Origin of the sequence: Nocardia carnea NBRC 14403, from assembly GCF_000308515.1 — a bacterium.
Taxonomy (GTDB): domain Bacteria; phylum Actinomycetota; class Actinomycetes; order Mycobacteriales; family Mycobacteriaceae; genus Nocardia; species Nocardia carnea.
In genome coordinates this window covers 1-24,651 of the sequence record NZ_BAFV01000048.1, presented here as the reverse complement: position 1 = coordinate 24,651, position 24,651 = coordinate 1, and the positions used below count along the sequence as shown (strand labels likewise).

At 68.4% G+C, this 24,651-nt stretch carries 22 protein-coding genes; 10 read left to right on the top strand and 12 right to left on the bottom strand.

Annotated elements, in window-relative coordinates:
- Positions 1–174: 174 nt before the first annotated feature.
- Positions 175–1,440: an acetoin utilization protein AcuC gene (locus ON22_RS16820; RefSeq protein ID WP_033242245.1), complete on the top strand. Its 1,266-nt coding sequence runs from the start codon at positions 175–177 to the stop codon at positions 1,438–1,440.
- Positions 1,433–4,138: a bifunctional acetate--CoA ligase family protein/GNAT family N-acetyltransferase gene (locus tag ON22_RS16815; RefSeq protein WP_033241494.1), complete on the top strand. Its 2,706-nt coding sequence runs from the start codon at positions 1,433–1,435 to the stop codon at positions 4,136–4,138. Before ON22_RS16820 ends, ON22_RS16815 begins: the two co-directional genes overlap by 8 nt.
- A 353-nt stretch (positions 4,139–4,491) precedes the next feature.
- Here ON22_RS16815 and ON22_RS16810 read toward each other — a convergent pair whose 3' ends face one another.
- The 3 genes from ON22_RS16810 to ON22_RS16800 form a co-directional block, all read right to left on the bottom strand.
- Entirely contained in the window at positions 4,492–5,460 is a 969-nt protein-coding gene (locus ON22_RS16810) for a sigma-70 family RNA polymerase sigma factor (RefSeq protein ID WP_033241495.1), read from the bottom strand.
- Positions 5,461–5,637: 177 nt separating this feature from the next.
- Positions 5,638–7,155, bottom strand: a complete 1,518-nt coding sequence (locus ON22_RS16805) for a DUF7782 domain-containing protein (protein ID WP_051157722.1) — start codon at positions 7,153–7,155, stop codon at positions 5,638–5,640.
- A 52-nt stretch (positions 7,156–7,207) separates the two neighbouring features.
- Entirely contained in the window at positions 7,208–7,648 is a 441-nt protein-coding gene (locus ON22_RS16800) for a DUF3099 domain-containing protein (RefSeq protein WP_081595628.1), read from the bottom strand.
- A 95-nt stretch (positions 7,649–7,743) separates the two neighbouring features.
- On the opposite strand from ON22_RS16800, the gene ON22_RS16795 reads away from it, so the two are divergent.
- Entirely contained in the window at positions 7,744–7,980 is a 237-nt protein-coding gene (locus tag ON22_RS16795) for a DUF3039 domain-containing protein (protein ID WP_033242248.1), read from the top strand.
- A gap of 8 nt (positions 7,981–7,988) precedes the next feature.
- Here the strand turns inward: ON22_RS16795 and ON22_RS16790 are convergent, their stop codons facing one another.
- On the bottom strand, positions 7,989–9,071 hold the full coding sequence (locus ON22_RS16790; protein WP_081595627.1) for a YihY/virulence factor BrkB family protein: 1,083 nt from the start codon (positions 9,069–9,071) through the stop codon (positions 7,989–7,991).
- A gap of 176 nt (positions 9,072–9,247) precedes the next feature.
- On the opposite strand from ON22_RS16790, the gene ON22_RS16785 reads away from it, so the two are divergent.
- Positions 9,248–11,005 (top strand): DEAD/DEAH box helicase, encoded by a 1,758-nt coding sequence (locus ON22_RS16785; protein ID WP_033242250.1) that lies wholly within the window; start codon positions 9,248–9,250, stop codon positions 11,003–11,005.
- A gap of 263 nt (positions 11,006–11,268) precedes the next feature.
- Here the strand turns inward: ON22_RS16785 and ON22_RS16780 are convergent, their stop codons facing one another.
- Positions 11,269–11,730, bottom strand: a complete 462-nt coding sequence (locus ON22_RS16780; RefSeq protein WP_033242251.1) for a DUF6194 family protein — start codon at positions 11,728–11,730, stop codon at positions 11,269–11,271.
- A gap of 63 nt (positions 11,731–11,793) precedes the next feature.
- On the opposite strand from ON22_RS16780, the gene ON22_RS16775 reads away from it, so the two are divergent.
- The gene (locus ON22_RS16775) at positions 11,794–12,531 is read left to right on the top strand and encodes a MerR family transcriptional regulator (protein ID WP_051157721.1); all 738 of its coding nucleotides are present in this window, start codon (positions 11,794–11,796) and stop codon (positions 12,529–12,531) included.
- A 135-nt stretch (positions 12,532–12,666) separates the two neighbouring features.
- Here the strand turns inward: ON22_RS16775 and ON22_RS16770 are convergent, their stop codons facing one another.
- On the bottom strand, positions 12,667–13,218 hold the full coding sequence (locus ON22_RS16770; RefSeq protein WP_033241496.1) for an SWIM zinc finger-containing protein: 552 nt from the start codon (positions 13,216–13,218) through the stop codon (positions 12,667–12,669).
- Positions 13,218–14,969 carry a DEAD/DEAH box helicase gene (locus ON22_RS16765; protein WP_033241497.1) on the bottom strand — a complete coding sequence of 584 codons (1,752 nt, stop codon included), beginning with the start codon at positions 14,967–14,969 and terminating at the stop codon, positions 13,218–13,220. The genes ON22_RS16770 and ON22_RS16765 overlap by 1 nt, the downstream gene beginning before the upstream one ends.
- 608 nt (positions 14,970–15,577) lie before the next feature.
- Between ON22_RS16765 and ON22_RS16760 the strand changes: the two genes are divergently transcribed.
- Positions 15,578–16,219, top strand: a complete 642-nt coding sequence (locus ON22_RS16760) for a TetR/AcrR family transcriptional regulator (protein WP_306306603.1) — start codon at positions 15,578–15,580, stop codon at positions 16,217–16,219.
- A gap of 84 nt (positions 16,220–16,303) precedes the next feature.
- Here ON22_RS16760 and ON22_RS35725 read toward each other — a convergent pair whose 3' ends face one another.
- The gene (locus ON22_RS35725; RefSeq protein ID WP_030521621.1) at positions 16,304–16,498 is read right to left on the bottom strand and encodes a DUF7455 domain-containing protein; all 195 of its coding nucleotides are present in this window, start codon (positions 16,496–16,498) and stop codon (positions 16,304–16,306) included.
- Positions 16,499–16,767: 269 nt separating this feature from the next.
- Between ON22_RS35725 and ON22_RS16750 the strand changes: the two genes are divergently transcribed.
- Positions 16,768–17,127: a DUF952 domain-containing protein gene (locus ON22_RS16750; protein ID WP_033241498.1), complete on the top strand. Its 360-nt coding sequence runs from the start codon at positions 16,768–16,770 to the stop codon at positions 17,125–17,127.
- A 21-nt stretch (positions 17,128–17,148) separates the two neighbouring features.
- Here the strand turns inward: ON22_RS16750 and ON22_RS16745 are convergent, their stop codons facing one another.
- Together ON22_RS16745 and ON22_RS16740 are read right to left on the bottom strand one after the other, a co-directional pair.
- Positions 17,149–17,820, bottom strand: coding sequence for a response regulator (locus ON22_RS16745; RefSeq protein WP_051157728.1), 672 nt, complete (start codon positions 17,818–17,820; stop codon positions 17,149–17,151).
- Positions 17,820–19,040 carry a sensor histidine kinase gene (locus ON22_RS16740; protein WP_033241499.1) on the bottom strand — a complete coding sequence of 407 codons (1,221 nt, stop codon included), beginning with the start codon at positions 19,038–19,040 and terminating at the stop codon, positions 17,820–17,822. The genes ON22_RS16745 and ON22_RS16740 overlap by 1 nt, the downstream gene beginning before the upstream one ends.
- 178 nt (positions 19,041–19,218) lie before the next feature.
- Between ON22_RS16740 and ON22_RS16735 the strand changes: the two genes are divergently transcribed.
- Both ON22_RS16735 and eutC read left to right on the top strand, forming a co-directional pair.
- Positions 19,219–20,631 (top strand): ethanolamine ammonia-lyase subunit EutB, encoded by a 1,413-nt coding sequence (locus ON22_RS16735; RefSeq protein WP_033241500.1) that lies wholly within the window; start codon positions 19,219–19,221, stop codon positions 20,629–20,631.
- A 184-nt stretch (positions 20,632–20,815) separates the two neighbouring features.
- Entirely contained in the window at positions 20,816–21,640 is an 825-nt protein-coding gene (eutC, locus tag ON22_RS16730) for an ethanolamine ammonia-lyase subunit EutC (protein ID WP_051157727.1), read from the top strand.
- 96 nt (positions 21,641–21,736) lie between these two features.
- On the opposite strand, the gene ON22_RS16725 is transcribed toward eutC, so the two are convergent.
- Both ON22_RS16725 and ppgK read right to left on the bottom strand, forming a co-directional pair.
- A complete protein-coding gene (locus ON22_RS16725; RefSeq protein WP_033241501.1) occupies positions 21,737–23,104 on the bottom strand; it encodes an RNA polymerase sigma factor in 1,368 nt (455 codons plus the stop codon).
- A 168-nt stretch (positions 23,105–23,272) separates the two neighbouring features.
- Positions 23,273–24,031, bottom strand: a complete 759-nt coding sequence (gene ppgK, locus ON22_RS16720) for a polyphosphate--glucose phosphotransferase (protein ID WP_033241502.1) — start codon at positions 24,029–24,031, stop codon at positions 23,273–23,275.
- Positions 24,032–24,248: 217 nt separating this feature from the next.
- On the opposite strand from ppgK, the gene ON22_RS16715 reads away from it, so the two are divergent.
- On the top strand, positions 24,249–24,651 hold a 403-nt coding region (locus tag ON22_RS16715; protein ID WP_373280868.1), incomplete at its 3' end, for an inositol monophosphatase family protein.

Below are 24,651 nucleotides of genomic sequence, written 5' to 3'. Positions count from 1 at the left end.
TTCGTCGGCACGAATTCTACCTGCGCACCAGCGACCCCGGTCGGACGGAGCGGGTCGCGTGACGCGATGGGAATACCGGCGGCGCGCGGTTCGGCGCCGCTGTCGCACATACATGTATTTCTACTGCATGACAACGTCGGATGGGGTTCCGCCCTTCCCGATACGGTTGCGATCATGGCCACTTCAGCACCGCAAGCAGAATGCGGCGACCCGCATGCGGCGACCGTCGTGTGGACCGACAGGTTTCTCGAGTACTCGTGGACGCCCGAACACCCGATGAAACCGGCCCGGCTGCGGTACACCATGGCGCTGGCGCGTGCGCTCGGCGTGCTGGACGGTATCGAAACGCTGGAGCCGGGCGCGGCCGGTACCGGCGAACTGCTCCGCGTACACACCGGGGACTACATCGAGGCGGTACGCCGGGCCGTACCCGCGGCGGTACCCGGCGAGGAACCGGCGGACCCGCCCTACGGCCTCGGCTCCGCCGACAACCCGGTCTTCCCCCGGATGCACGAGGCCTCGTCGGTGATCGTGGGCGGCACGCTGGCCGCCGCCCGGGCGATCGCGGCAGGAACCACCCGGCGTGCGGTGAGCATCGGCGGCGGGATGCACCATGCCATGCCGGGGCGGGCTGCCGGCTTCTGCGTCTACAACGACGTTGCGGTGACCATCTCCTGGCTGCTCGACCACGGTTTCGACCGGATCGCCTACCTCGACGTGGACGTCCACCACGGCGACGGCGTCCAGCACGCGTTCTACAAGGATCCGCGCGTACTCACCCTCTCGATCCACCAGCACCCCGCGACGCTGTGGCCGAATACGGGATGGCCGGAGGAAACGGGCAGCGGGGCCGGTGACGGCACCGCGATCAACCTGCCGTTGCTACCGGGTACCCGCGACCCGCAATGGTTGCGCGCCTTCCATGCGGTCGTGCCCGGTGCGATAGCGGCGTTCCGGCCGCAGCTGATCATCAGTCAGTGCGGAGTCGACACCCACCGGGAGGATCCGCTGGCCGATCTCGAACTCGGTATCGAGGGCCAGGTGGCCGCCTTCGCCGCCATGCGGGATCTGGCCGACCGGTACGCCGAAGGCCGCTGGCTGGCGGTCGGCGGCGGCGGGTACGGCTTGGTCCGGGTGGTGCCGCGGGCGTGGACCCAGCTCCTGGCCCTCGCACTGGACCGCCCGGTGGACCCGGCGACCGCGATACCGCAGGATTGGATCGATCTCGTGCACACCGAAAGGCCGCGGATATCGCCGCCCCGCACGATGGGCGACGGTGTGGATATCGCGTTCCAGCGTTGGGACGGTCCAGGGGGGACCGCGGAAACCGGGGACGCCCGGATCGATCGCGCGCAGCGTGCGGTCGATACCGCTGTCCTCGCCACCCGCCGCGCGTGCTTCGGCCCGCTCGGCCTGGATCCGGAGGACCCGCGTGACTGAACCGGCCGAAACCGTTCCCGACGACCCGGCCCCCGCGCCGCAGCACTGGTACGCCGATGTCCTGGCCTCCGACGGCGGTGTGGTGCGGTTGCGCCCGATCACCCCCGCGGATGCCGACGAACTGCAGCGGTTCCACACCGCACTCTCCGATCGCACCCGCTATCTGCGCTACTTCGGGCCCTACCCCCGGATCTCCCCGAAGGATCTGTACCGCACCACCCACGTGGACTATCGCGATCGGGTCGGTCTGGTCGTCGTGCTCGGGGATTCGATCATCGCCGTGGGCCGGTACGAACTGCTCGACCGCTCGGGTAAGCGTGCCGCGGAAGTGGCCTTCGTCGTGGCGGACGGTCACCAGGGCCGCGGCCTCGGTTCGATTCTGCTGGAGCATCTGGCGGGGGCGGCGGCGGAGAACGGGATCGAAACCTTCGTCGCGGAGGTGCTGGCGGAGAACACGGTGATGGTCACCGTGTTCCGGGAGGCCGGTTACCAGGTGGAACGCAGCCGTGACGGGTCGGTGCTGCACCTCGAATTCGCCATCGATCCCACAGAGGCGCTGCGTTCGGTCCGGGATGCGCGCGAACGGGCCTCGGAGGCGCGCAGCGTCGGCAATCTGCTCGCGCCGCGTTCGGTGGCGGTTATCGGTGCCACGCCCAGTACGGGGCGGGTCGGTGGGGTGGTCCTGGCGAATCTGCTCGACGGTTCGTACCACGGTGCCGTGTACCCGGTGAATCCCGGCCGCCGTTCGGTCCGCGGGGTGCACGCCTATGCCACGGTGCGGGATATCCCCGACGAGGTGGATCTGGCGGTGGTGGCGGTACCGGCCGCCGAGATCGGTTCGGTGCTCGACGACTGTATGGCCAAGGGCGTCAAAGGTCTGCTGGTGTTGTCGGCCGGATTCAGTGAAACAGGGGAGCAGGGCCGCGGGCCCGAAGCGGAACTGGTCGCGGCTGCCCGCGGTCACGGGATGCGGGTGGTCGGCCCCAGCGCTCTCGGTATCGCCAACACAGATCCCGCGATCGGCCTCAACGCAACCTTGGCCACGGTGTTACCCGGCCGCGGGCGAATCGGGTTCTTCTGCCAGTCGGGCCCTTTGGGCGTGGCGATCCTGGCCGAGGCGGCGACCCGGAACCTCGGCCTGTCCACCTTCGTATCCGCCGGTAATCGCGCCGACGTCTCCGGTAACGACCTCCTGCAGTACTGGGATACCGATGCCGATACCGATGTGATCCTGCTGTACCTGGAGAGTTTCGGTAACCCGCGAAAGTTCTCCCGGATCGCGCGCCGGGTCGCGCGGAACAAGCCGATCGTCGCCGTGAGCCCGAGCCGGCTGGCGGCGCGCGGGGATTCGGGCGGGGAACTGGACCGCGCCGTCGTCCGTGATCTGTTCGCACAGTCGGGTGTCGTTCAGGCGGAATCGATCTCGGAGATGTTCGACTGTGCGGCGCTGCTGGGGTACCAGCCACTACCGCGCGGTCCACGCCCGGCCATCGTGGGAAACAGTACGGCCCTCAACTGGCTCACCGCGGACGCCGCGCGCAGCGAGGGGCTGAGCGCCGCGGAACCGGTCGATCTCGGGCCGCAGGCAACGCCCGAGGATTACCTCAGCGCCGTCACCGCGGCCCTGCGCGCGAGCGCAACCGACGCGGTGATCGTTATTTTCGCGCCGCCGATCCCGTTGCCGCAGACCGGTTATGCGGAAGCGATCCGGACCGCGGTGGCCACCGTATCCGGTGATAAGCCGGTGCTCACCACGTTCGCCAGCGGGGACGGCATTCCCGATCTGCTCGCGGTGCGCGGTCCCGGAGCGGCGGCGATCCGCGGCTCCATCCCGTCGTTCCCGGATCCGGCGCGTGCGGTGCGGGCATTGGCCCGGGTACAGCGTTATGCCCGCTGGCGCGATCGCCCGGTCACGCCGGGGTACGAGGGCACCGGCCGGCCCGAAGCCGTGCAGTGCCGGCCGGCCGGGATCGACAGCGAACGAGCGGTCGCCCTGATGGCCGGATGGATGGGCGATTCGGGTGGCGGCCGCCGGCTGGCCGACGACGAGACCGTCGCCCTGCTTGCCTGCTACGGAATCTCCGTTGTCGACTTTCGCGCGGTCCGCGATGCCGATTCGGCGGTGGCCGCGGCTGCGGAACTCGGATATCCGGTGGCTGCGAAGGCGACGAACGAGAGCTGGCGGCGGCGGCCCGATATGAGCTGGGTCCGTTTGGACTTGTGGCGGCCGGAAGCAGTCCGTCAGGCCTACCACGACCTGGTGGAGTTGTGCGGTGATCCGCTGCTGCATATCCAGCGCATGGCGCCCAAAGGTGTCGGCTGCGTGCTGCGGGTCCAGGACGATCCGGCTTTCGGCTCGGTCATCGAGTTCGGGCTGTCGGGACCGATCATCGAATTACTGGGGGACCGGGCCTATCGTGCGCTGCCGCTGTCGGCAGAGGAGGCCGCCGCCCTGATCGACGCGCCCCGAGCCGCGCCGCTGCTGAACGGCACACCGGCCAGTCCCCGGGTAGACAAGGCCGCCCTGATCGACCTGACCCGGCGTATATCGGCCCTGTTCGACGATCTCCCCGAAATGCGGGAACTGTCCTGCGAGCCGGTATTGGCCAGCCCGGAATCGGCCGCGATCCTGTACGCCCGAGCCCGGATCGGCCCGCAGCCGAGCCGTTTCGACACCGGTCCCCGGCGCCTGGGCTGAGCTCATATCGACGGCCGACATGGTGCCGTCCGCCGGGCGGGTCGGCCCGGGCTCGATCCGGGTCGTCGCGGGGCCACGGTGTGCTCGGGCTCCATCCGCCGAGCCACCGAGGTGCACACACCGAAGCGACCGTTTTGGGCTGTTGGCGGCTCTCCGGACGGCGTGTCACCGAAATCCGGGTGCAGATCTCGGCGGGCGCTGTGGAGAGGTGAACCGATCAGGCCGGACGCGAATGCGGCGAGCTCGTCGGGTCCGGCTCCTCCCCGCCGCCGGATGAGAGCCGATCCCCTCCAAACGACCGATGACCGGCCGAGGCGGCCGGTCATCGTTGCTTTTCTGCGGGTATTCGGTGCTCAGCTGGCGTAGGCGCGCAACCGGTCGGCTCGTTCGCCCTTGCGGAGTTTCGACATGACCTCGCGCTCGATCTGGCGAACCCGTTCACGGGACAGACCGAACAGTTTGCCGATCTGATCGAGGGTGCGCGGCTGCCCGTCGTCCAAACCGAACCGCAATCGGATGACCTGCTGTTCGCGTTCGTCGAGGGTGTTCAGCACGCTGCGGACATCGTGGTGCAGCAGGCCGGCGATCACGGCGCTTTCGGCCGATGTCGCCTCGGAATCCTCGATGAAATCGCCCAGCGGGGCTTCCTCGTCGTTGCCGACCGGCATATCCAGGCTCACCGGATCACGGCTGTGGTCGAGAAGATCGGAGATCTTCTCCACCGCGATACCCGATTCGGCGGCCAGTTCCGCGTCGGTGGCTTCCCGGCCGAGCTGCTGATGCAGTTCACGCTTGATCCGGGCGAGCTTGTTGACCTGCTCCACGAGATGAACCGGGAGCCGGATGGTGCGGCTCTGATCGGCCATACCGCGGGTGATGGCCTGGCGGATCCACCAGGTGGCATAGGTCGAGAACTTGAAGCCCTTGGCGTAGTCGAACTTCTCCATCGCGCGGATCAGGCCGAGATTGCCCTCCTGGATCAGGTCCAGTAGTGGCATCCCGCGGCCCGTGTACCGCTTGGCGAGCGAGACGACCAGTCTCAGGTTGGCTTCCAGCAGGTGCGACCGTGCCGCTTGGCCCTCCCGGACGACGATCGCCAGATCACGCTTGCGGGTCGCCGACAAACGCTTGCCGGTCTCCAGCAGGTGCTGGGCGTAGAGACCCGCCTCGATGCGCTTGGCCAGTTCTACTTCGTCGGCGGCGGTGAGCAGCGCGGTCCGTCCGATCCCGTTCAGGTACACGCGTACCAGGTCGGCGGCGGGGCTCTGGGCGTCGAGGTCCATATCACTGGGGCGCACACGAGTGGTGGCGGGGCTTGTCATGACTTGCCTCCTGTCGGTGGTGTCTCACTCCGAACAACGGACCCGACATAGGGAAAGTTCCCTCGCCAGGCGCGGATAAACCGCTCTGAACTGCGGTTTTCGGCGTTGCGTTCTGAGAAGTTCCTGAGAACAGAACGGGCCGGGACACCGGAACGGCCACCGCCGCAGGGTGAGCGTCTAGACCGGGTGCACCAGTCCGTGCCGCACCAAGCTCGTGACCACCCCCAGCGCCGCCGCCGCGAATTCCGGGTCCACCTCGTCGGATCCCTGGGACAATGCCAGCAGTTCGATCAGTTCGTACAACGGCAGACCGTCGGATCGCATTCCCGCCAGCAGGGAGACGGTGGTCTCGTCGACCTCGTGTTGCCAGCGCGGCCCGTCACCGCGGTGCAGGCGGGTCACCTGCCTGTCCCAGCCGTCCTCGCCGGGCAGGTAGACCCGTTCCAGCGCCGTCGCCGGATCGACCCGGTAGCGGGATTTCCACGCGCGCGCCGGCTCCGCTGCCACCGCACGCAACCACGCGGACCGTTCGAAATGGGCGAGCGCCTCCGCGCCGAGCGGGTCCTCGAAGCCGTGGGTCAGATCTTCGGCCAGAATCTCGGTCGGCCCGTCGAACGCACGCAGGTAGACGAACCCGAACCCGATCCCGGTCACGCCGGCCCCGTCGAGGGCCGCGAGCCATTCCGCGGCCCGTTCCTGGGCCGCCGGGCTCCGCGGATCCAGGCCCGCGTCGCGTAGCCAGGTGCCGACGTAGAGCGCGGGATCGGCGATATCGCGCTGGACGACCCAGGCATCGATACCGTAGGCGGGCAGCCAGCCCGAAACGCGCTGCCGCCAGTCCTCGTCCTCGGTGTGTACCCAGGCAGCGAGTACGGCCGCTGTCCCTCCGGGCGCGAGCAGGTCCGGGATATGGGAGAGCACCAGTTCGCTGGCCCCGTCGAGGGCGAGCCCGGAATCCCGGTAGGTGTGCTCGACCCGCGCCGGACCGACGACGAACGGGGGATTGGCAACCACCTGATCGAACGTGCGCCCGGCCACCGGCTCGAACCAGGATCCGGGGAGGAATTCGAGATCGAGTTCGTTCAGCGCGGCGGTGGCTTCGGCCAGCCACAGCGCGCGCGGATTGATATCGGTGGCGGTCACCGAACGGGCGTAACCGGCGGCATGCACCGCCTGGACACCGCAGCCGGTACCGAGATCCAGCACCGAACCGACGGGGGCGGTCGGTGTCGCCCGCAGCAACGACAGCGAGGCATGACCGACGCCGAGGACGTGGTCCTCGGTCAGTGTCCGGCGATGCATCGAATCGTCGAGATCGGACAGCACCCAGCGATTACCCGCACCGGTATCGAGCGGGCGCAGGTCGAGGGCCGCGCGCACCAGATCACCCTCGGTGGACAGGAGGCCGGCCGCGACGGCGTCGGGCACCGCGACCGGCGCCAGTGCCGCGGCAACTTCGGTTTCCGGGACCGCATCGCCGAGCAGCAGTAGCCGCACCAGCGTGCCCAGATCGCCCGCGGTACGGGCGACGCGCCGCACGGGGACCGGTTCACCGCGACCGAGAGCGCGGTGTACCTCGGGGCCCAGGACTTCGAGCAGAGTGTCGGCGTCGTAGCCCACACGGGTAAGGGCCGCACGCAGGTCCGGGCACAGTGCAGTCAGGGGTGAGGTGGCGGTCGGTCCGTGTATGGGCACAGCAGTACTCTGCCACTCGCGTGCGGTGCTGCCGGTGTCCGGACGCCGGCAGTTATCCGTCGATTGCGTCGTGGCGGCGTTCCTCGAGCGCGGTGCGCGGTTGGTCCCAGCGGCTGGGTTCGTTCTTGTCCCGGGGCGGGCGGTCGTTGGCGATGAGCACCGCCACCCACGGCAGGGGTACGGATGCCGCCATGATCAGGATCGCGATCAGGGCGTTCCCGAAGACGGAGTACGAGATACCGGCCAGGATCAGTGCGGGAATCCGGAACGCCATGATGATCGTGTAACGGCGTACCCGGGCGCGATGCTGGTCTTCGAAGGACGGCGCCGCCTCGGTGATCAGTGCCGCGTGTTTCGCGTCGTCACCGGGAAAGTATCCGGACGAACGGGTGGGACGGGCCGGTCGCGGTGCGCCGATGTCTTCACCGAGACCGCTCGCACCGGCGTCGATATGCTCCGAGCCGCGCCCGGAGTCTTCGCCGTGCTGCTGCATACCTTCGAGTCTTGCACTACCGCGGCGTGGGCGTAACCCCGGTGGGTACCCGGCGGTGCGTGAGGACCGCCGCGCGGTACGGCATCATGGAGTGCGTGAGTACCGATACTCTGGTTCGCCCCGATACGACCACCGACGAAACCACCGGTGACGACACCCCGAAATTCTTCCACTACGTGAAGAAGGACCGGATCGCCGAAAGTGCCGTGATGGGCACGATGGTGGTCGCGCTGTGCGGTGAGGTCTTCCCGGTGACGCGCTCGGCGAAGCCCGGCTCGCCGGTCTGCCCCGAATGCAAGAAGGTCTACGAGCAGCTGCGTAAGGGCGACTGAGCGCCGTATCAGCGCATGGTCGACGGCGCCGGTTTGCCACCGGTGCCGTTGTGGCGTCCCTGCCCGCGGTGGTGCGGCGGGATCCGGTGCGAACCCGGTTCCGGCGGCTCCCGCTCTTCTTCTCCCGGCGTTGTATCGCGTCGTTTGGCCAGCCACGCCTTGAACTGTTCGATCCGGGTGGCCCGCGCCGGCCAGAACTCCTGTACGGCGGCATTGAACTCGGCGCCGAGGATCACCGCGAAACCGAGGAAGAATGTGAACAGCAGGAAGGCGATCGGGGTGGCCAGCGCGCCGTAGGTGACCCCGGTACGGGTGACCAGCGTGAGGTAACGGCGCAGCACTTCGCTGGCCGCCATGAAGAACACCCCGGCCAGCAGCGCACCCCAGAACAGCCGGTGATACGGCAGTGAACTGTGCAGAGCGAATTTGTAGAGCGTGGCCAGGCCGACGATGAGCAGTAGGCCCACCGCGGGGTAGTAGAAGGAATCGATCAGCCGCAGCCCGGGTTCGCGCCAGGTGTCGGGCAGGATCCGGCCGATCAGTACCGGTCCCAGCGCGATCAGCGGCAGGATGAACACCGCCGCGATCAGGAACTGCACGTACAGCAGCAGGGCGAAGATGCGCTGCCAGACAGGGTGGCGTGCGTCCTGCTGGCCGTGTGCTTCCACGATCGCGTCGACGAAGGTCGCCATGGCCGACGAGCCCGCCCAGAGCGAGAGCACGAAGCCGACGGAGACGAACGCCGCGCGGCCCTGCCCCAGGACATCGCGGACGGTCGGCTCGATGAGATCGGTGACGACGCTGGGGTTGAACAGATCACGGCTGAAGGTCAGGATTTTCGATTCGACGATCTCGACGGTGTCGGGTCCGAACAGGCCACTGACGTACCCCAGGCCGCCCAGCAGGCCGAACAGTAGCGGTACCAGCGATAACGTCTGCCAGAATGCCGCAGAGGCGGATTTGGCGAAGATCGAATCGTTCCAGGACTTCACGGCCACCCGGACGATCAGCCGCCGGGTCTGGGCCAGGGCATGCCGCAGCCACGAGGTATCCCCGCGCGGGCTCCCGTGTCCGTTCCCGTAGCTGTGCATGATCAGTCCAGCATCTCCTACCCGCGCACCCTGTGGCGTGGCGCATGGTGAACGTGTCGGCGGTCGGCAGGTGAATCACCGGTTACCCGGCGCGGCGCGATCGAGTGTGTGACACCCGTCGCGACGGCCGCGCCGGTTTGGCACCATCGCGGCGGCGGCCGCTAGTGTTTGTCTCCGTGACCGATACGAGCGGCGCCACGGCGACGGCAGTTCCGGGCGCATCCCTGCGTGCCTGGCAGCGGCGCGCCCTGACCCGTTATCTGGCCACCAAACCCCGTGATTTCCTTGCCGTCGCCACTCCGGGCGCCGGTAAGACCACGTTCGCGCTGCGGGTGGCCGCCGAACTGCTGGCCGATCGGACGGTGGACCAGATCACCGTGGTCGCGCCGACCGAGCATCTGAAACACCAGTGGGCCGCCTCGGCGGCGCGTTCGGGGATCGCGCTGGATTCGAATTTCTCCAATACGACCGGCGCCACTTCGGGGGACTATCACGGAGTGGTCGTCACCTACGCCCAGGTGGCAGCGCATCCGTTCAAGCATCGGGTGCGCACGGAGAACCGCCGCACTCTCGTGGTCCTGGACGAGATCCATCACGCCGGTGACGCCAAGAGCTGGGGTGACGCGGTGGCCGAGGCCTTCGGCGACGCCACCCGGCGGCTGGCGCTCACCGGTACCCCGTTCCGCAGCGACGACAGCCAGATCCCGTTCGTCACCTACGAACCCGACGAAGCCGGGCTGCCGAGGTCGCGGGCGGATCATTCCTACGGCTATTCGGAGGCGCTGGCCGACGGTGTCGTGCGCCCGGTGGTTTTCCTCGCGTATTCGGGTGAGGCGCATTGGCGCGACAGCGCGGGCGAGGAGTACACGGCCCGGCTGGGTGAACCGCTGAATGCCGAGCAGACCGCCCGGGCATGGCGCACCGCGCTCGACCCCGCGGGCGACTGGATCTACGCCGTCCTGCGCGCCGCGGATATGCGGCTCGCGCAACTGCGCGAACGCGGTATGTCGGACGCGGGTGGTCTGGTGATCGCCTCCGACCAGGAACGCGCCCGGTTGTATGCCGAACTCCTGGAACATCTCACGGGTAACAAGCCCGTACTGGTGCTGTCCGACGATCCGACGTCCTCGGCCCGGATCGGTGAGTTCGCCACCGGTAACCAGCCGTGGATGGTCGCGGTGCGCATGGTGTCCGAAGGTGTGGACGTCCCGCGGCTGGCGGTCGGGGTGTACGCCACCAGTGCCTCCACACCCTTGTATTTCGCGCAGGCCATCGGGCGTTTCGTGCGTGCCCGCCGCAGCGGTGAGACGGCAAGTGTGTTCCTGCCCTCGGTCCCGGTTCTGCTGGATTTGGCCGCGCAGCTGGAGGTGCAGCGTGACCATGTGATCGGGAAACCGCATCGGGAGAAGGACGGTCTCGACGACGAGCTGCTGACCGAGGCGAACAAGCAGCGCGACGAACCGGGTGAGGAAGAGAAACGGTTCGTACCGCTGGCCGCCGACGCCGAACTCGACCAGGTGATCTACGACGGGTCCTCGTTCGGCACGGCAACGTTCTCCGGTAGTGCCGAAGAGGCGGATTATCTGGGTATCCCGGGACTGCTCGACGCCGAGCAGATGCGCGCCCTCCTACGGGAACGTCAGGCGCGCCAGGTCGCCGAACGGTCCAAGACCGAACCGGTTCCCGCCACACCGGTTCCCGACCCCAACGGTAATGCCGGTGCCGGTAATGCCGCCGAGCGAGTGGCAACTGCCGACAAACTGGGTGAACTGCGCCGCGAATTGAACAGTCTCGTCGCGATGCACCACCACCGCACCGGTAAACCGCACGGAGTCATCCACGGCGACCTGCGCCGCCAGTGTGGTGGCCCGCCGACGGCCCTCGCCACGGCAGATCAGCTGACCGAACGTATCGCCGCGTTACGGCGGATGTGATCTGCCGGCGGGCCGGGAGTCCACCGTGAACCCGGTAGCCCGGATCCATCGATACCGGCTGGGCGCAGCATGACGGGAACTTCGTCACGGCCGGCAGCGGTGCGAATGGGTGACGCGGTGCGGGGCTCGGTGTACTTGTGCCGGATGACCGGGGCACGGTCGGCGACCGTGCCCGAGTGCCGATCGACATGTGTGTGGACCCGTCGGTCCGGCCGTTCACCGGCGGCTCACCGGGAGCGGAAGCCGGCCGCCGACAGGGTTCGTTACGGTGTCTTTACCGTGCGCGAGCGGGCGCGGCCGTGCGCAGTCCGGAGCAGCTCATGAACCGCCTCGGCGGTCCGTGGTCCCGGGTCCACGACCGCCAGCCAGCCCGCGGTTCCATACACGGGATGGGCGATCACGGTGTCGCGAGCGCTCGGGTCGTCTTCGACAGAATTCGCATCGCGCGGTGTGTGGCCGGTCCACGTGCGGAAGGCTTCCGGTCCGGCGCTGATATTCAGGCGAAAACTGCCCGGACGGTCGAGCTGTGACAGTTCGTCGCCCGGATAGTTCTTGGTCACGATGGTGGCGAACGGCTGCGTCCGGGCCGGGACTGCGCTGTCGGGTGCGTAGTAGAAGAACGAATCGCCCCAGGAGAGTTCGGGAGAGCCGTCGCCGGGGCCCGGCCGCAGCGTCAGGACGCCGTCGAGTGCGGTGAGGTAATCGATGATCTCGTCGATGGTCATGTATTCAAGCGTTACATTGAAGTCCTTGTGGAGACTTTCGGTCATATATCGACAGGGAGTGATGTGGAAAGCCGCAACTCACGTGGTCTGCGAACTGTGGAGGTCGCGCGGCGCACCGGATACTCCGTTCAGCAGTTACGCAATCTGGAGCGCGACGGTGCGCTGCCCGTGGCGACGCGGACCGCGACCGGTTACCGGGTGTACGGCGAGGCCCACATATGGTCGGCGCGCGCATATCGCGCGCTCGCCGCGGGGATCGATCCGGGCTCGGCGAAGGCAATCCTGCGCGCGGCGCACGAACGAGATCTGCGACAGATGTTCGCGCTGCTCGATACCGCGCATGCCCGCCTCGACCGTGAACGCCGGGACCTCGACGCGGCACGTACGGCGGCCCGGGCCGTCGCGGACGAACCGATCGCCGACACCCACCCCACCGACGCAATGAGTGTTTCCGAACTGGCCCGGGCGCTGGGCGTGCGCCCCTCGACGCTGCGGCACTGGGATGCCGCCGGTGTGGTGGTGCCGCGCCGCACCGGCGCGCGGGAAACCCGCGTCTACACACCCGACGATGTCCGGGCCGCGCGGCTGGTGCACCAGCTCCGCCTGGCCGGCTACGGTATCGAACCTCTGCGGCAGTTGGTTCCCGAACTCCGGGGGTGGCGCCGCTGGGACGATCTGGCGGCGGTGCTGACGGCGCGCGATGCCCGGATCGACTCCCGTTCGAATGCCCTGTTGGAGGGTGCCACCGCGCTGAGCGCCCTGCTCGGTCTCTTCAGGGACGGGCGACCACCCGACACGTGATGGGTGGCCGCTGCTGCGCACCGTAACCGGCCGAAGGGATGGCCAACCGAGGTCGCGCGTCCTGGATCGGACTGTCCAGCGATGATGCCCGCCGAACGAGGTAGCCGGTGATTCCCACCGCATCGAACACGTTGTTCAGATCTCGAAGTACGTGGCGGGATCGACGGTGTTGAGCGGTATCCAGCGTGGAGACTCGGCGGGAGCCGCGGGATCGTCCGGCCCCGGGTCGTAGCCGTAGCCCTGTAGGTCCAGCCCGAACCGGGGGTTCTCGTCCACCTGGCGCGCCACTGCGTAAAAGGTGGCCAGAACGTGCACACATCGGTCGGTCCGGGCGGTACAGGAGCAGTCGATGGCCACCGGAACCGGAGCCACCGGCAGGCCCGCATCGGCCGCGGCGGCGTACATCTCGTCGGTCGGCACCGTCGGTGCGGTTCCCACGATAGGGGCCAGCGCGGTCACAACAGGCCGGGGGAGCGGCGTGAGTTCGATATGGGTGACCGATGCCTGACCGCCGCGGTGGATATACGCCCGGACGATCCGGCCCTCGGCCTCGGTGCGAACGCCGTTGTTGCGGGCGATACTGCGGGCGCGGGGCAGCAGCGGGTCCGGACGGGTCTGGCGCAGTGGTTCGGCCAGGCGCACCCAGTCCATTCCCCAGCGGGTGTAACCGAATTCGTTGTCCGCCATCAGTTGCCTCGTTTCCGTCGCAGGATCTCCACCAGCCGGTCGTCGTCGAGCCGGGCCAGCTCGGCGATACCGGTACCGGCGCCGAAATCGGTCAACGCGGATTTCCGGCGCTGCATATCCGCGATATGTTCCTCCACGGTGGTCGACGAGGTGAGAGTCGTCACGGTCACGGTGCGGGTCTGGCCGATGCGGTGTACCCGGTCGGAGGCCTGGGATTCGACCGCGGGATTCCACCACCGGTCGAAATGGATCACATCGGCGGCCCGGGTCAGGGTGAGCCCGGTGCCGGCCGCTCGCAGGCTCAGCACCAGCACCGGCGGGCCTTCGGGGGACTGGAATTCGTCGACGATGGTGGCGCGTTCGGTCTGCGAAAGCCCGCCGTGGAAGAAGGGCGCGGTGATCGCGAAATGTTCGTGCAGATGCCGGACCAAGAGCTCACCGGTGCCGCGGTACTGGGTGAAGATCAGTGTCGGCGCGGCATTGTCGAGGTTGTTGGCGACGATATCGGTGCACAGGTCGAGCTTTCCGGATCGCCCGGCGAGTTCGGTCGTTTCGCCGCTGATCAGTCCGGGATGGTTGCACACCTGCTTCAAGGCGGTCAGCGCCGCGAGGATCCGGGTCTGCCGTCCGGCGCCGGTGCCGAAACCTTCGTCCACGGCCCGGTCGAGCAGGCTGTCGTACAGCCGTTCCTGCTCGGGGGTCAGATCGCACAGCAGATCCGAGTGGATCTTCGCGGGCAGTGAGGCAGCGACCTGATCCTTGCGCCGCGACAGCAGAACGGGTTCGACCGCATCCCGCAGCCGCGCGGCAGCGTCGGATGACCCCTGCTCGATGGGTTTCACGAAACGCCGCCGGAACTGGGTGCGGTGCCCGAAGATCCCCGGTGCGACGAGATGCAGGAGCGCCCACAGTTCGTCGAGGTGATTTTCGACAGGCGTTCCGGTGAGGGCGACGACCGCGCCGGCGGACAGTGCCCGCGCTGCCTTCGCCACCTGGGTTCGCGGGTTCTTCAGCGCTTGGGCTTCGTCGTAGGCGATGGTTGCCCATTCGGTCCCGGTGAGCCCGCTGCCGTGCCGGCGCAGCACGGGATAGCCGGTGACGACGACGGTTCCGGGTGCGGTTTCCAGCTGCCCTCCCCGCCAGGGGACCGGCCGCAGACCCGGTGCGAAGCGGTTGATTTCGTGTACCCAGTTGCCGACCAGGGAAGTCGGGCACACCACCAGTTGAGTGCCCTGCTCGGCGCGGTCGGCGAGTAGTCCGATGGTCTGCAAGGTTTTCCCCAGGCCCATCTCGTCGGCCAGGACCGCGCCGCCGTGGCGCGCGACGGTGTCCCGCAGCCAGGCGATCCCGCGTACCTGATAGGGGCGCAGGTCGGCCTTCAAGCCGGCCCGCATCCGGTCGGCCGTCTCGGCGGTATCGCGCAGGACCGAGAGGGTGTGCTCGGCGTCCACGATCGCGGTGCCCTGGGCGTTGGGGACCGCGTGTGCGGCCACCGGAAGCCGCGTCGCGATACCGGCGAGATTCGATTGCCATGCGCGGGTGGAGTTTCCGGGACGGTCGACCGGGAGAGCGGCGAATCGTTCGGGTTCCACCAGAGCGCAGTGGACCGGCACGACTTGGAGGTGGGCGCTGCCCGCGCGGAGTTGCGCGGTGGTGCCGCCGGGAACGATCAGCGGCAGCATCGCGGAATCGCCGAGTCCCGGTGGCGGCTGTCCGGTATCGCGACCCGTCCACGTCCACAGTGCGAACATGTGCCGGTCGGGCAGGTAGGTGGTTTCGACGGTCGGCAGGGGGCACCCCCAATATCATCGTATTGCGTACGGAGTAATATTCGGAACGCGTACGGTACCGGATTTGTTCCGGGCGCTGCCGCACGGCCGGCGCCCGCACCGAGAACAGGGAGATCCATGGAGGGCTATGCGCATCGGCCGACCGCCGGAGCCATCGTCCGGTGCACCGCTCGGCGGTGGCGCACGGACAAGTCTGCCGCACCCCGGCCGGCGTTGGGCTCGCCGCGGCACCGGAGCCGGCCAGGGCCCGCCGTGAGCATCTCCGGCGAGGCGAGGGCAGGGAAGAGTCACCGCGAAGGGGCCTCGCTCATGACCGGCGGATTCAGCGTGAGCGAGTCAGGTCGGGTGGTGGTCGCCGAGTGTCACAGTCTGGGGCCTCGCTCTCGCCCGGTGGGCACAGCGTGAGCGAGTCGGTACCTGATGCGGCTGAGCACGGCCAGGCGGAAGCCTCGGCCCGGAGCCGGGAAAGCGGCACGAAGCGGGCCGGCGACCCGGCACGAACCCTGCTGGAGCTCTTGTGGCGGCACAGCCTACCCCCGCGGACGGGTGGACGTGGCCCCCGTCAGACCGTGAGCGTCGACGATGTCGTCACCGCGGCAATCGGCTTGGCCGACCGGGAGGGCTACGAGAAGGTGTCCATCCGCGCCGTCGCCGCCGAACTGGGGCTGCGGCCCATGAGCTTGTACACCTATGTACCCAGCAAAGAAGCGCTCACGGTGCTCATGGTCGATGCGGTCGCCGCTGCCGACGCACCGTTGCCCACCGACGTACCGGCCCGGGAACGGCTGTCCGCCATCGCCCGGCAGGTCCGCGACGAATACCTGGCACATCCGTGGCTGTTCGAGGTGCCGTCGTGGCGGATGGTGCTGGGGCCGGGCCGGACGCGGCGCTACGAGCAACAGCTGGCGGCCGTGGACGGTATCGGTCTCGACGATCCCGGGATGGACCGGGTGATCTCGGTCCTCACCCAGTTCGCCACCGGGAACGCCCGCACCGCGCTCGCCGCGGCCCGCAGCACCCGCGAGCAATCCGACGCCGATTGGTGGGAGACCTACGGGCCCCTGCTGACCGAGGTCATGCCCGCCGCCGAATATCCGCTGTCGACGCGGGTGGGGGCCGCGGTCGGCGAGCTGTATCAGGCACCGGGCGATCCGGCCGGCGATTTCGAATACGGGCTCGCGCGGTTGATCGAGGCGATCCTGCCCGGATGAGATGTGGCGGGCGACCGGAGGGTCGCCCGCCACGAATAAGCGGTGTTCTGTTGTTCGATGCTGTTGTGTCGGACGCGCGGACGGTCAGAGGGCGGGAGCGGACTCCGTGTCGATTACGGCGTCCAGCTCACGCAGTCGTTCCATATGTTCGTTCGCGTGATGCTGGCAGAAGAGCAACTCGCCACCTGCGGGCAGAACGGCACGCACACGGGCCGCCGCCCCGCAGCGATCGCAGCGATCGACCGCGGTCAGTGGGGTGCTAGTCAGGGTTCCTGGCATGACTCCTCCGTCCTGGCTTCCGGCACAAAGACCGTTCACCTGGTGTGAGGCCCGTGGTCACTCCGCGGGCTCGCTTCCGCTACTTCCCAGCAGTGGTATGACTACTCTGTCAGACGTTCCGGGCATCGGGATTGTTCCCTGTGGGGAACGACTGTGTTTTCCCTAACACGACCAGCGGTTTCCGCCTGTGGCGAACACCCCGGCCGGGCGTGGAATACCGGTGTCCCGCTGCCCGGTACGACTGTCGAGTTGTGTATCGGAGGTTACCCGTGCCCTGTGACACTCACACCCTTGTTCACCTCTGTTCTCCCGGTGAGTGGGCCACCGCGCGGCAATGGGGTGCGCATCGGCCGGCCTCCCTGGCCACGGAGGGCTTCGTGCACCTGTCCGCGCCGCACCAGGTGCACCTGCCGGCAAACCGGCTTTTCGCCGGCCGATCCGATATGGTGCTGCTCCGGCTCGACCCCGCGCGACTGGACGCCCCGGTGCGGTGGGAGCCGGGCGTTCCCGGTGACGATCCCGCGCTGCGGTTCCCGCACCTGTACGGCCCGCTGCCGGTCGCGGCCGTAATCGGCGTGGAACCGTATCGGCCCGGCCCGGACGGGCTGTACCCGCCACTGACCGGCTGACCGGACCGATTGCGCCCGGTGTTACCGCCGGGCGCCCGATTCGTCCTCCGGTTCCTCTGCCAGCTCCCGGGCGAGGATCGCGGCCTGTACCCGGGACCGGAGTCCGAGCTTGGCCAGCACCCGCGATACATGCGTTTTCACCGTCGTCTCCCCGATGAACAGCCGGACGGCGATCTGCGCGTTGGACAATCCGGCGCCCAGGCAGTCCAGGACCTCGCGTTCCCGGCCGGTCAGATCCGCCACACCCGGGGGCACCTCCGGCCGGGGCGCGGAGTTCGTGCTTGCGAAGGCCTGGATCACCGCGCGGGTCACCTCCGGTGCGAGAACACCGTCCCCGGCGGCGACCGCCCGGACCGCCTCGATCAGCGCAGGCCCCGACGCGGATTTCAGGACGAACCCGCCGGCTCCCGCACGGAGGCTGCCGAACACGTATTCGTCGAGGTCGAAGGTGGTCAGCACGAGAACCCGGGCCAGATTGTCGCCGGTGATCCGGGCGGTCGCGGCGATACCGTCCACTCCCGGCATCCGCACATCCATCAGCACCACATCGGGCCGCAGGGCGCGGGCCTGAGTGAGGGCGACCGCGCCGTCGGCTGCCTCGCCCACCACTTCGATATCGCCGGCAGTGTCCAGGATCATGCGCAGCCCGGCCCGGATCGCCGCGTGATCGTCGGCGATGAGCACCCGGATCATCACAGCGGTTCCCCCACGGGTTCCGCGGTCGCGGTGAACGGCAGCCGGGCCTGCACCGACCAGCACCCGGATTCGGGTCCGGACCGGAAGGTGCCGCCCAGCGCCGTCGCGCGTTCGCGCATATTCGCCAGGCCGCGCGGCTCCAGGCCGGTATCGAGGGCGGCCGGCGCTGCTTCCTCGGCCGGGAGCCGATTACGCACCGTCAGGACGAGCGTCCCGGTCTCGGTGTGCACCTCGATATCGACCTCCTGACCGGGTGCGTGTTTCATCGCGTTGGTCACAGCCTCCTGGACGATCCGGTACGCCGCCTGATCGACCGCGCCTGCCACCGGGTGGCCCACCGCGTCTTGGTGTATCCGCACCCGCATACCCGCCTGCCGGGCCACTGCGACCAGCCCCGGCAACTGGGCCAGCCGGCCCGGCGCGGTGGTTTCGGTCGCATCGTCGTCACGGCGCAGCAGCCCGATCATGGTCCGCATTTCCTGCAGACCCTCGACACTGTTGGTGCGGATCGCGGTCAGGATGCCGGTGAGCCGCGGATCGGTGCCGGTTCCGTTCAGCCCCGCCAGTGCCGCTTCGGATTGCAGGGCGATCGCCGACAGATGCCCGGCGATCACATCGTGCAGATCGCGGGCCATGGCCTTACGTTCGTCGGCCACCGCCGCCCGGCGGTCCAGTTCCGCCACCTGAGTCAGCGCTTGCCGCCGGGCGCGTTCGGCCGCGGCGGTGTCCATATGTGCGCGGACCGTGAGTCCCCACCACAGCGAGGTACCGACGAAGGCCGCCGCCATGATCAACGCCAGCACCATGAAACGCCAGTTCTCGGTCATCGCCAGCACCACGCCCGCGGCCGTCGCGGACAGCGCCAGCCACGCCACCACCGCTCCCTGCATCTGGCGGCGGGTGCCGTAGACGACCGCCGCGTAGATCAGGTCGGAGTAGACGAGCCACACCGGTAGCGTCGGCCCGAGCATCAGATCGAATGCCAGCGGGATCAGCCCCACCACCATGGCGGTGATCGGCGCTCGCCGCCGCACCAGCAGTACCGCGCACACCATCGCCAGCAGTGCGAAACGTGGAGCCAGTGGTGTGGACGGGCCGTCGGCGGAGATGAACAACATATGGAAGCCGGCCAGATACAGCAGCGAGCCGAACGCGAACCAGACGATCGCGATGACGATATCCTTGCCCGTCGCCGATAATGCCGACCACCGTTGCATTCCTCAATCTCAGCACACGGTTCGCCGCGGGGAGTCCATCGAAATAACGATCCGCCGTCGCAGGCGAACACACCCCCGCATCGCTCGGTATCGTTCATGATCACGGCGTATTTCGGCCGTCTGCGTTCTCGGCGCCCGCGGTGCCGGCCGCAGCGGCCCGGGCGGACGGGACCGGCGGATGACTGTCTACACCCAGCAGTTGGGCGGTACGAGTTATCGATTCGACGGTCTGGTGGAGGTGCTGGCCAAGGCCACTCCGCGCCGAAGCGGTGACGAACTGGCCGGATGCGCCGCGGCCACGGATGCCGAGCGGGCCGCAGCCCAGTGGGTGCTGGCCGATCTCCCGTTGACCGAATTCCTGGAACAGCCGGTCGTGCCGTATGAGACCGACGAGGTGACCCGGCTGATCATGGATACCCACGACCGGGTCGCGTTCGCGCCGATCGCCTCGTGCACAGTGGGGGATCTGCGTGACCGGCTGCTGAGTATTGCGGCCGGTGAAGGAATCTCGGATCCGGCCGCAACTCTGCGCGATCTGGCGCCCGGTCTCACCCCGGAGATCGCCGCGGCGGTCGCCAAGATCATGCGGAACCAGGATCTCATCGCGGTGGCGCGGGCGGCCCGGGTGCAGTCGGCCTTCCGGACGACCATCGGGCTGCCCGGTACGCTCGCCACCCGATTACAGCCCAATCATCCGACCGATGATCCGCGCGGTATCGCGGCCGCCGTGCTGGACGGGCTGCTGCTCGGCTGCGGTGACGCCGTGATCGGGATCAATCCCGCCACCGATTCCCCGCGGGCCGCGGCCGATCTGCTGGCGCTGCTCGACGATATCCGCACCCGTTTCGACATCCCCGCTCAGTCCTGCGTCCTGGCCCATGTCACGACAACCATCGATCTGATCGCCGCGGGGGCGCCGGTGGATCTGGTGTTCCAGTCGGTGGCGGGGACGCAGGCCGCGAACGCCGCGTTCGGAGTGGATCTGGCGCTGCTGCGGGAAGCCGAGGACGCCGGGCGTTCCCTGCGCCGCGGTACCGTCGGCGATAATGTCATGTATTTCGAAACCGGCCAGGGCTCGGCATTGTCGGCGGGCGCGCATCTGGGTACGGGCGGGAAACCGGTCGATCAGCAGACGCTGGAGGCGCGGGCCTATGCGGTGGCCCGCGAACTGCGGCCGCTTCTGGTGAACACCGTAGTCGGGTTCATCGGGCCGGAGTACCTGTACGACGGCAAACAGATCGTCCGCGCGGGTCTCGAGGACCACTTCTGCGGCAAACTGCTGGGCCTGCCGATGGGGGTGGATGTCTGCTACACCAACCACGCCGAGGCCGACCAGGACGATATGGACACCTTGCTCACCTTGCTGGGGGCCGCCGGATGTGCCTTCGTCATCGCGGTGCCCGGCGCCGACGATGTGATGCTCGGCTATCAGAGCCTGAGTTTCCACGACGCGCTCTACGCTCGCCGGGTGCTCGGTCTGCGACCGGCCCCCGAATTCGCGGGCTGGCTGGACCGGCTCGGAATGCTCGACGATACCGGCCGGGTGCGGGCGATCCCGCCGTCCGCCTCACCATTGCGCGCCCTGTTGTAGGCCGCGGCAACCGGATTCGAACTCGGCGTCGCCTGCTGCCCGGAGCGGTGGCGTAATTCCGGCCGGAGCGCGGCACGTATGTCGCGGGCGTGTCCACGACTCCGCCGGTGCAGGTACCTACGGCGGAGCGCGGCGCAGGAGGTTCGGGTGGATGATGGATCCGGGCGGAAAGGGCACGGTGACCATGGGGATCGGTAGCGATGGATATCGGGCGGAGACCGACTCCGGCCATACGTTCTGGACCGGATTACGCACGCTCACCCAGGCACGGATCGGCCTGGGCCGGGCCGGTGACGCATTGCCGACCCGGCGGGTGCTCGAATTCGCCGCGGCGCATGCCCGCGCCCGCGACGCGGTACACACCGCACTGGATGTGACCGCGCTCTCGGAGCGGGTTGCCGCCCTCGGGCTCGGCGAACCGCGCCACGTACCGAGCCGGGCACGCGACCGTGCCGAATACCTCCGCCGCCCCGACCTGGGCCGGCTGCCGGCCGAGGGGCCGATTCCACTCGACCCGATCCCGTCCGGCCCCGAAAACGGGCCTTCGATCGGCGTGGTTCTCGCGGACGGTCTTTCGGCCCGGGCTCTCACCGAGCACGGGCCGCCACTGCTCGAGGCGATCGTGGAACTACTGCGGCCGCGCTATTCGGTCGCCGTGCCCGTGGTGGCCACCCAGGCCCGGGTCGCGCTCGGTGACCATATCGGTGCCGCGCTCGGAGTGGCGACCGTCCTCGTACTGATCGGGGAACGCCCCGGCTTATCGGTCGCGGACAGTCTCGGTGTCTATCTCACCCATCGACCGCGGCCGGGCGCCACCGATGCGGACCGTAACTGTGTTTCCAATATCCACCCGCCGGAAGGCCTGGATTACCGGCGGGCCGCGGAGGTGACGGCGGGCCTGGTCGACGGCGCGCACCGGCTCGGCCGCTCCGGTGTCGAGCTGAAGGATACGTCCCGGGATCCGGTGTTGCCGGGGCCCGCGGGGACCCTCGACGACGGCGAACGGTGACCCGGGTACCGATACGCCACGGCCCCTGAGCATCGCGGGAACCGGTGGTTCCGGCGAGTTCAGGGGCCGTGGCGCGGAGCAGGTGCCCGAAGTACCTCAGTCGAGGTAATCGCGCAGGACCTGGGAGCGGCTGGGATGGCGCAGCTTGCTCATGGTCTTGGATTCGATCTGTCGGATTCGTTCACGGGTGACCCCGTACACCTGGCCGATCTCGTCGAGGGTCCGCGGCTGGCCGTCGGTGAGACCGAACCGCAGCCGCACCACACCCGCCTCGCGTTCGGACAGGGTCTCCAGCACCGACTGCAGCTGATCCTGCAGCAGGGTGAAGCTCACCGCGTCCACCGCGACCACGGCCTCGGAATCCTCGATGAAATCACCGAGCTGGCTGTCGCCTTCGTCGCCGATGGTCTGATCCAGCGAAATGGGTTCCCGGGCGTACTGCTGGATCTCCAGCACCTTCTCCGGGGTGATATCCATTTCCTTGGCCAGTTCCTCCGGGGTGGGTTCGCGACCCAGATCCTGGAGCAGCTCGCGCTGGATACGGCCCAGCTTGTTGATGACCTCGACCATATGCACCGGGATACGGATGGTGCGGGCCTGATCGGCCATGGCGCGGGTGATGGCCTGCCGGATCCACCAGGTGGCGTACGTGGAGAACTTGTAGCCCTTGGTGTAGTCGAACTTCTCCACCGCGCGGATCAGACCCAGGTTGCCTTCCTGGATCAGATCCAGGAAGGCCATACCGCGGCCGGTGTAGCGCTTCGCGAGCGATACCACCAGGCGCAGGTTGGCCTCGAGGAGGTGATTCTTGGCGCGGTTGCCGTCGCGGACGATCCAGTTGAAATCGCGGCGGATCGCGACCGGCGGCTTTTCTCCGGCCTCGGTGAACTCGCGCATCTTCTCGGCCGCGTAGAGGCCGGCCTCGATTCGCTTGGCGAGTTCGACCTCCTCCTCGGCATTGAGCAGCGCGACCTTACCGATCTGCTTGAGGTAGGCGCGTACCGAATCCGCGGAGGCGGTGAGTTCGGCGTCCTTACGGGCCTGGCGCAGCGCCTCGGATTCTTCCTCGTCCCAGACGAAATCACCGGAGGCCTTATCGGCCGCGGTGGGTTCGGCGGTCTCGGCCTCGGGTTCCTCGGCAACCTCGGCCACCAATTCGTCACCTTCTTCGGTGAGATCGTCCTCGGAGACCTCGAGATCTCCGAGGTCGGCAACATCCAGCGACTCGTCGTCCGGCTGCTCCTCACCCGGGCCGGGCGCGCCTGCGCTACCGGCCTTCTTCGCAGGGGCCTTCTTGGCCGCGCCCTTCTTGGCGGCCGCCTTTTTCGCGGGAGCCTTCTTGGCGGCGGCTTTCTTGGCCGGGGCCTTTTTGGCCACGGCCTTGCGGGCCGGGCGTGCCGCGGGAACTTCCGTGGCCTCGGCGTCGGCCGATTCGGCTGTCTGACGGGTATTCGTGGCTACCACGTACGCCCTTTCGTGACGGTCTCGTGCGGCGTCACGCCAGAGTAGTATTCCGGCGGAGCGGTCTGTCGGGTTTACCGGCTAAAACGCCGGTCGGGTGTCCGGCTCACCGCCGGGGTCCTTCCATTGTAACGATCCACCAGTGTGCCCCTGCCTGCGCGGCGGACATCTTCAGGGGGTGATTCCGGCATCGACAGCCATGGCCGCGCCTACGATACCCGCTGTGTTGCGCAGATCGGCGGGGATCACCCGGGTGCGGTTGGTGAGCAGCGGAATCCACTGGTCGGCATCGCGGCTGATCCCGCCACCGGCGACAAACACCGTCGGCCAGAAAAGATCTTCCAGCCCGCGCAGTACGGTGCTGACCCGGGTCGCCCATTCGGGGTAGCTCAGATCTTCGCGTTCCTTCACCGAGGCCGCGGCCCGGTGTTCGGTTTCCATACCGCCGATCTCGAGATGGCCGAGTTCGGTATTCGGGACCAGGGTCCCGTTGTTGAGCAGTGCCGAGCCGATTCCGGTGCCGAAGGTCAGCAGTAGGACCAGGCCGTCGATATCGCGGGCGGCACCGAAACGGTCCTCGGCCAGCCCCGCGGCATCGGCATCGTTGAGGACCGTGACCTCCCGGCCGTCGAGGGCGTCGGAGAACAAGGTCCGGGCATCGGTGCCGATCCAGGATTTGTCGACATTGGCGGCGGTGTGAGCGACGCCGTCGAGGACGACACACGGCAGCGTGAGCCCCACCGGACCGTCCCAATCCGCCTGGGCGATGAGTTGCGCGACCGCCGTGGCGACCGCGTCCGGAGTGGACGGTTGCGGGGTGGCGATCTTGATGCGTTCGTGCCGGAGTTCCCCGGTTTCGAGGTCGACCGCGGCGCCCTTGACGCCGCTGCCGCCGATATCGATCCCGAACGCGTGCCGTCGAGCGGACATGCGGGTTTCCCTCGTTCCCTGTGCTGGCTGCTGTCGTCCGGCGCCGGGGCACGCGGAGTACCCGAACGGCGCTGATCCGCCACTCGGCCCCGCGCTCGCCGCCCCCGTGCCGACTCGGGCCGGTGTGGTGTGCACGACAAGAGTAATGTGCGCGCCCGGATGCCCGGCCCGCAGGATCTGTGCTGCGATGGTGGGCGTGCCGGAATCGATTTGGTCTCTGACCGCTGCCACCGAACCTGCTCCCGCCGATGCCGTGCTGCTGCGCCGGATCGCGACCCATCTCGCCGGTATCGCCGCTGCCCATGTCCGGGTCCGCCGGCCCGAGGTATTCGGACCCGCCGGCACGGCGGATGGCGCCGTCCGCACCAAGAGCACCCCGACCGACCCGGTGACCGTCGTCGATACCGAAACCGAACAGCTGATCCGCGACGAACTGGCGCGGCTGCGCCCCGGCGATCACATCCTCGGTGAGGAAGGTGGCGGCGACCTGTCCGCGGCCGGCGACGACGACGTGGTCTGGGTGGTCGACCCGATCGACGGCACGGTCAACTTCCTGTACGGGATACCGGCGTACGCGGTGTCGGTGGCCGCCGTACGCGCCGGCCGTCCGGTGGCCGGCG

Bases quoted from the DNA above. Each gene is read 5' to 3' on its own strand.
- ON22_RS16820 (WP_033242245.1), top strand. From the start codon at position 175: ATGGCCACTTCAGCACCGCAAGCAGAATGCGGCGACCCGCATGCGGCG.
- ON22_RS16810 (WP_033241495.1), bottom strand. From the start codon at position 5,460: ATGACAAGCCCCGCCACCACTCGTGTGCGCCCCAGTGATATGGACCTC.
- ON22_RS16800 (WP_081595628.1), bottom strand. From the start codon at position 7,648: ATGCAGCAGCACGGCGAAGACTCCGGGCGCGGCTCGGAGCATATCGAC.
- ON22_RS16790 (WP_081595627.1), bottom strand. From the start codon at position 9,071: ATGCACAGCTACGGGAACGGACACGGGAGCCCGCGCGGGGATACCTCG.
- ON22_RS16780 (WP_033242251.1), bottom strand. From the start codon at position 11,730: ATGACCATCGACGAGATCATCGATTACCTCACCGCACTCGACGGCGTC.
- ON22_RS16770 (WP_033241496.1), bottom strand. From the start codon at position 13,218: ATGGCGGACAACGAATTCGGTTACACCCGCTGGGGAATGGACTGGGTG.
- ON22_RS16765 (WP_033241497.1), bottom strand. From the start codon at position 14,969: ATGTTCGCACTGTGGACGTGGACGGGTCGCGATACCGGACAGCCGCCA.
- ON22_RS35725 (WP_030521621.1), bottom strand. From the start codon at position 16,498: ATGCCAGGAACCCTGACTAGCACCCCACTGACCGCGGTCGATCGCTGC.
- ON22_RS16745 (WP_051157728.1), bottom strand. From the start codon at position 17,820: ATGATCCGGGTGCTCATCGCCGACGATCACGCGGCGATCCGGGCCGGG.
- ON22_RS16740 (WP_033241499.1), bottom strand. From the start codon at position 19,040: ATGCAACGGTGGTCGGCATTATCGGCGACGGGCAAGGATATCGTCATC.
- ON22_RS16735 (WP_033241500.1), top strand. From the start codon at position 19,219: ATGACTGTCTACACCCAGCAGTTGGGCGGTACGAGTTATCGATTCGAC.
- eutC (WP_051157727.1), top strand. From the start codon at position 20,816: ATGGGGATCGGTAGCGATGGATATCGGGCGGAGACCGACTCCGGCCAT.
- ppgK (WP_033241502.1), bottom strand. From the start codon at position 24,031: ATGTCCGCTCGACGGCACGCGTTCGGGATCGATATCGGCGGCAGCGGC.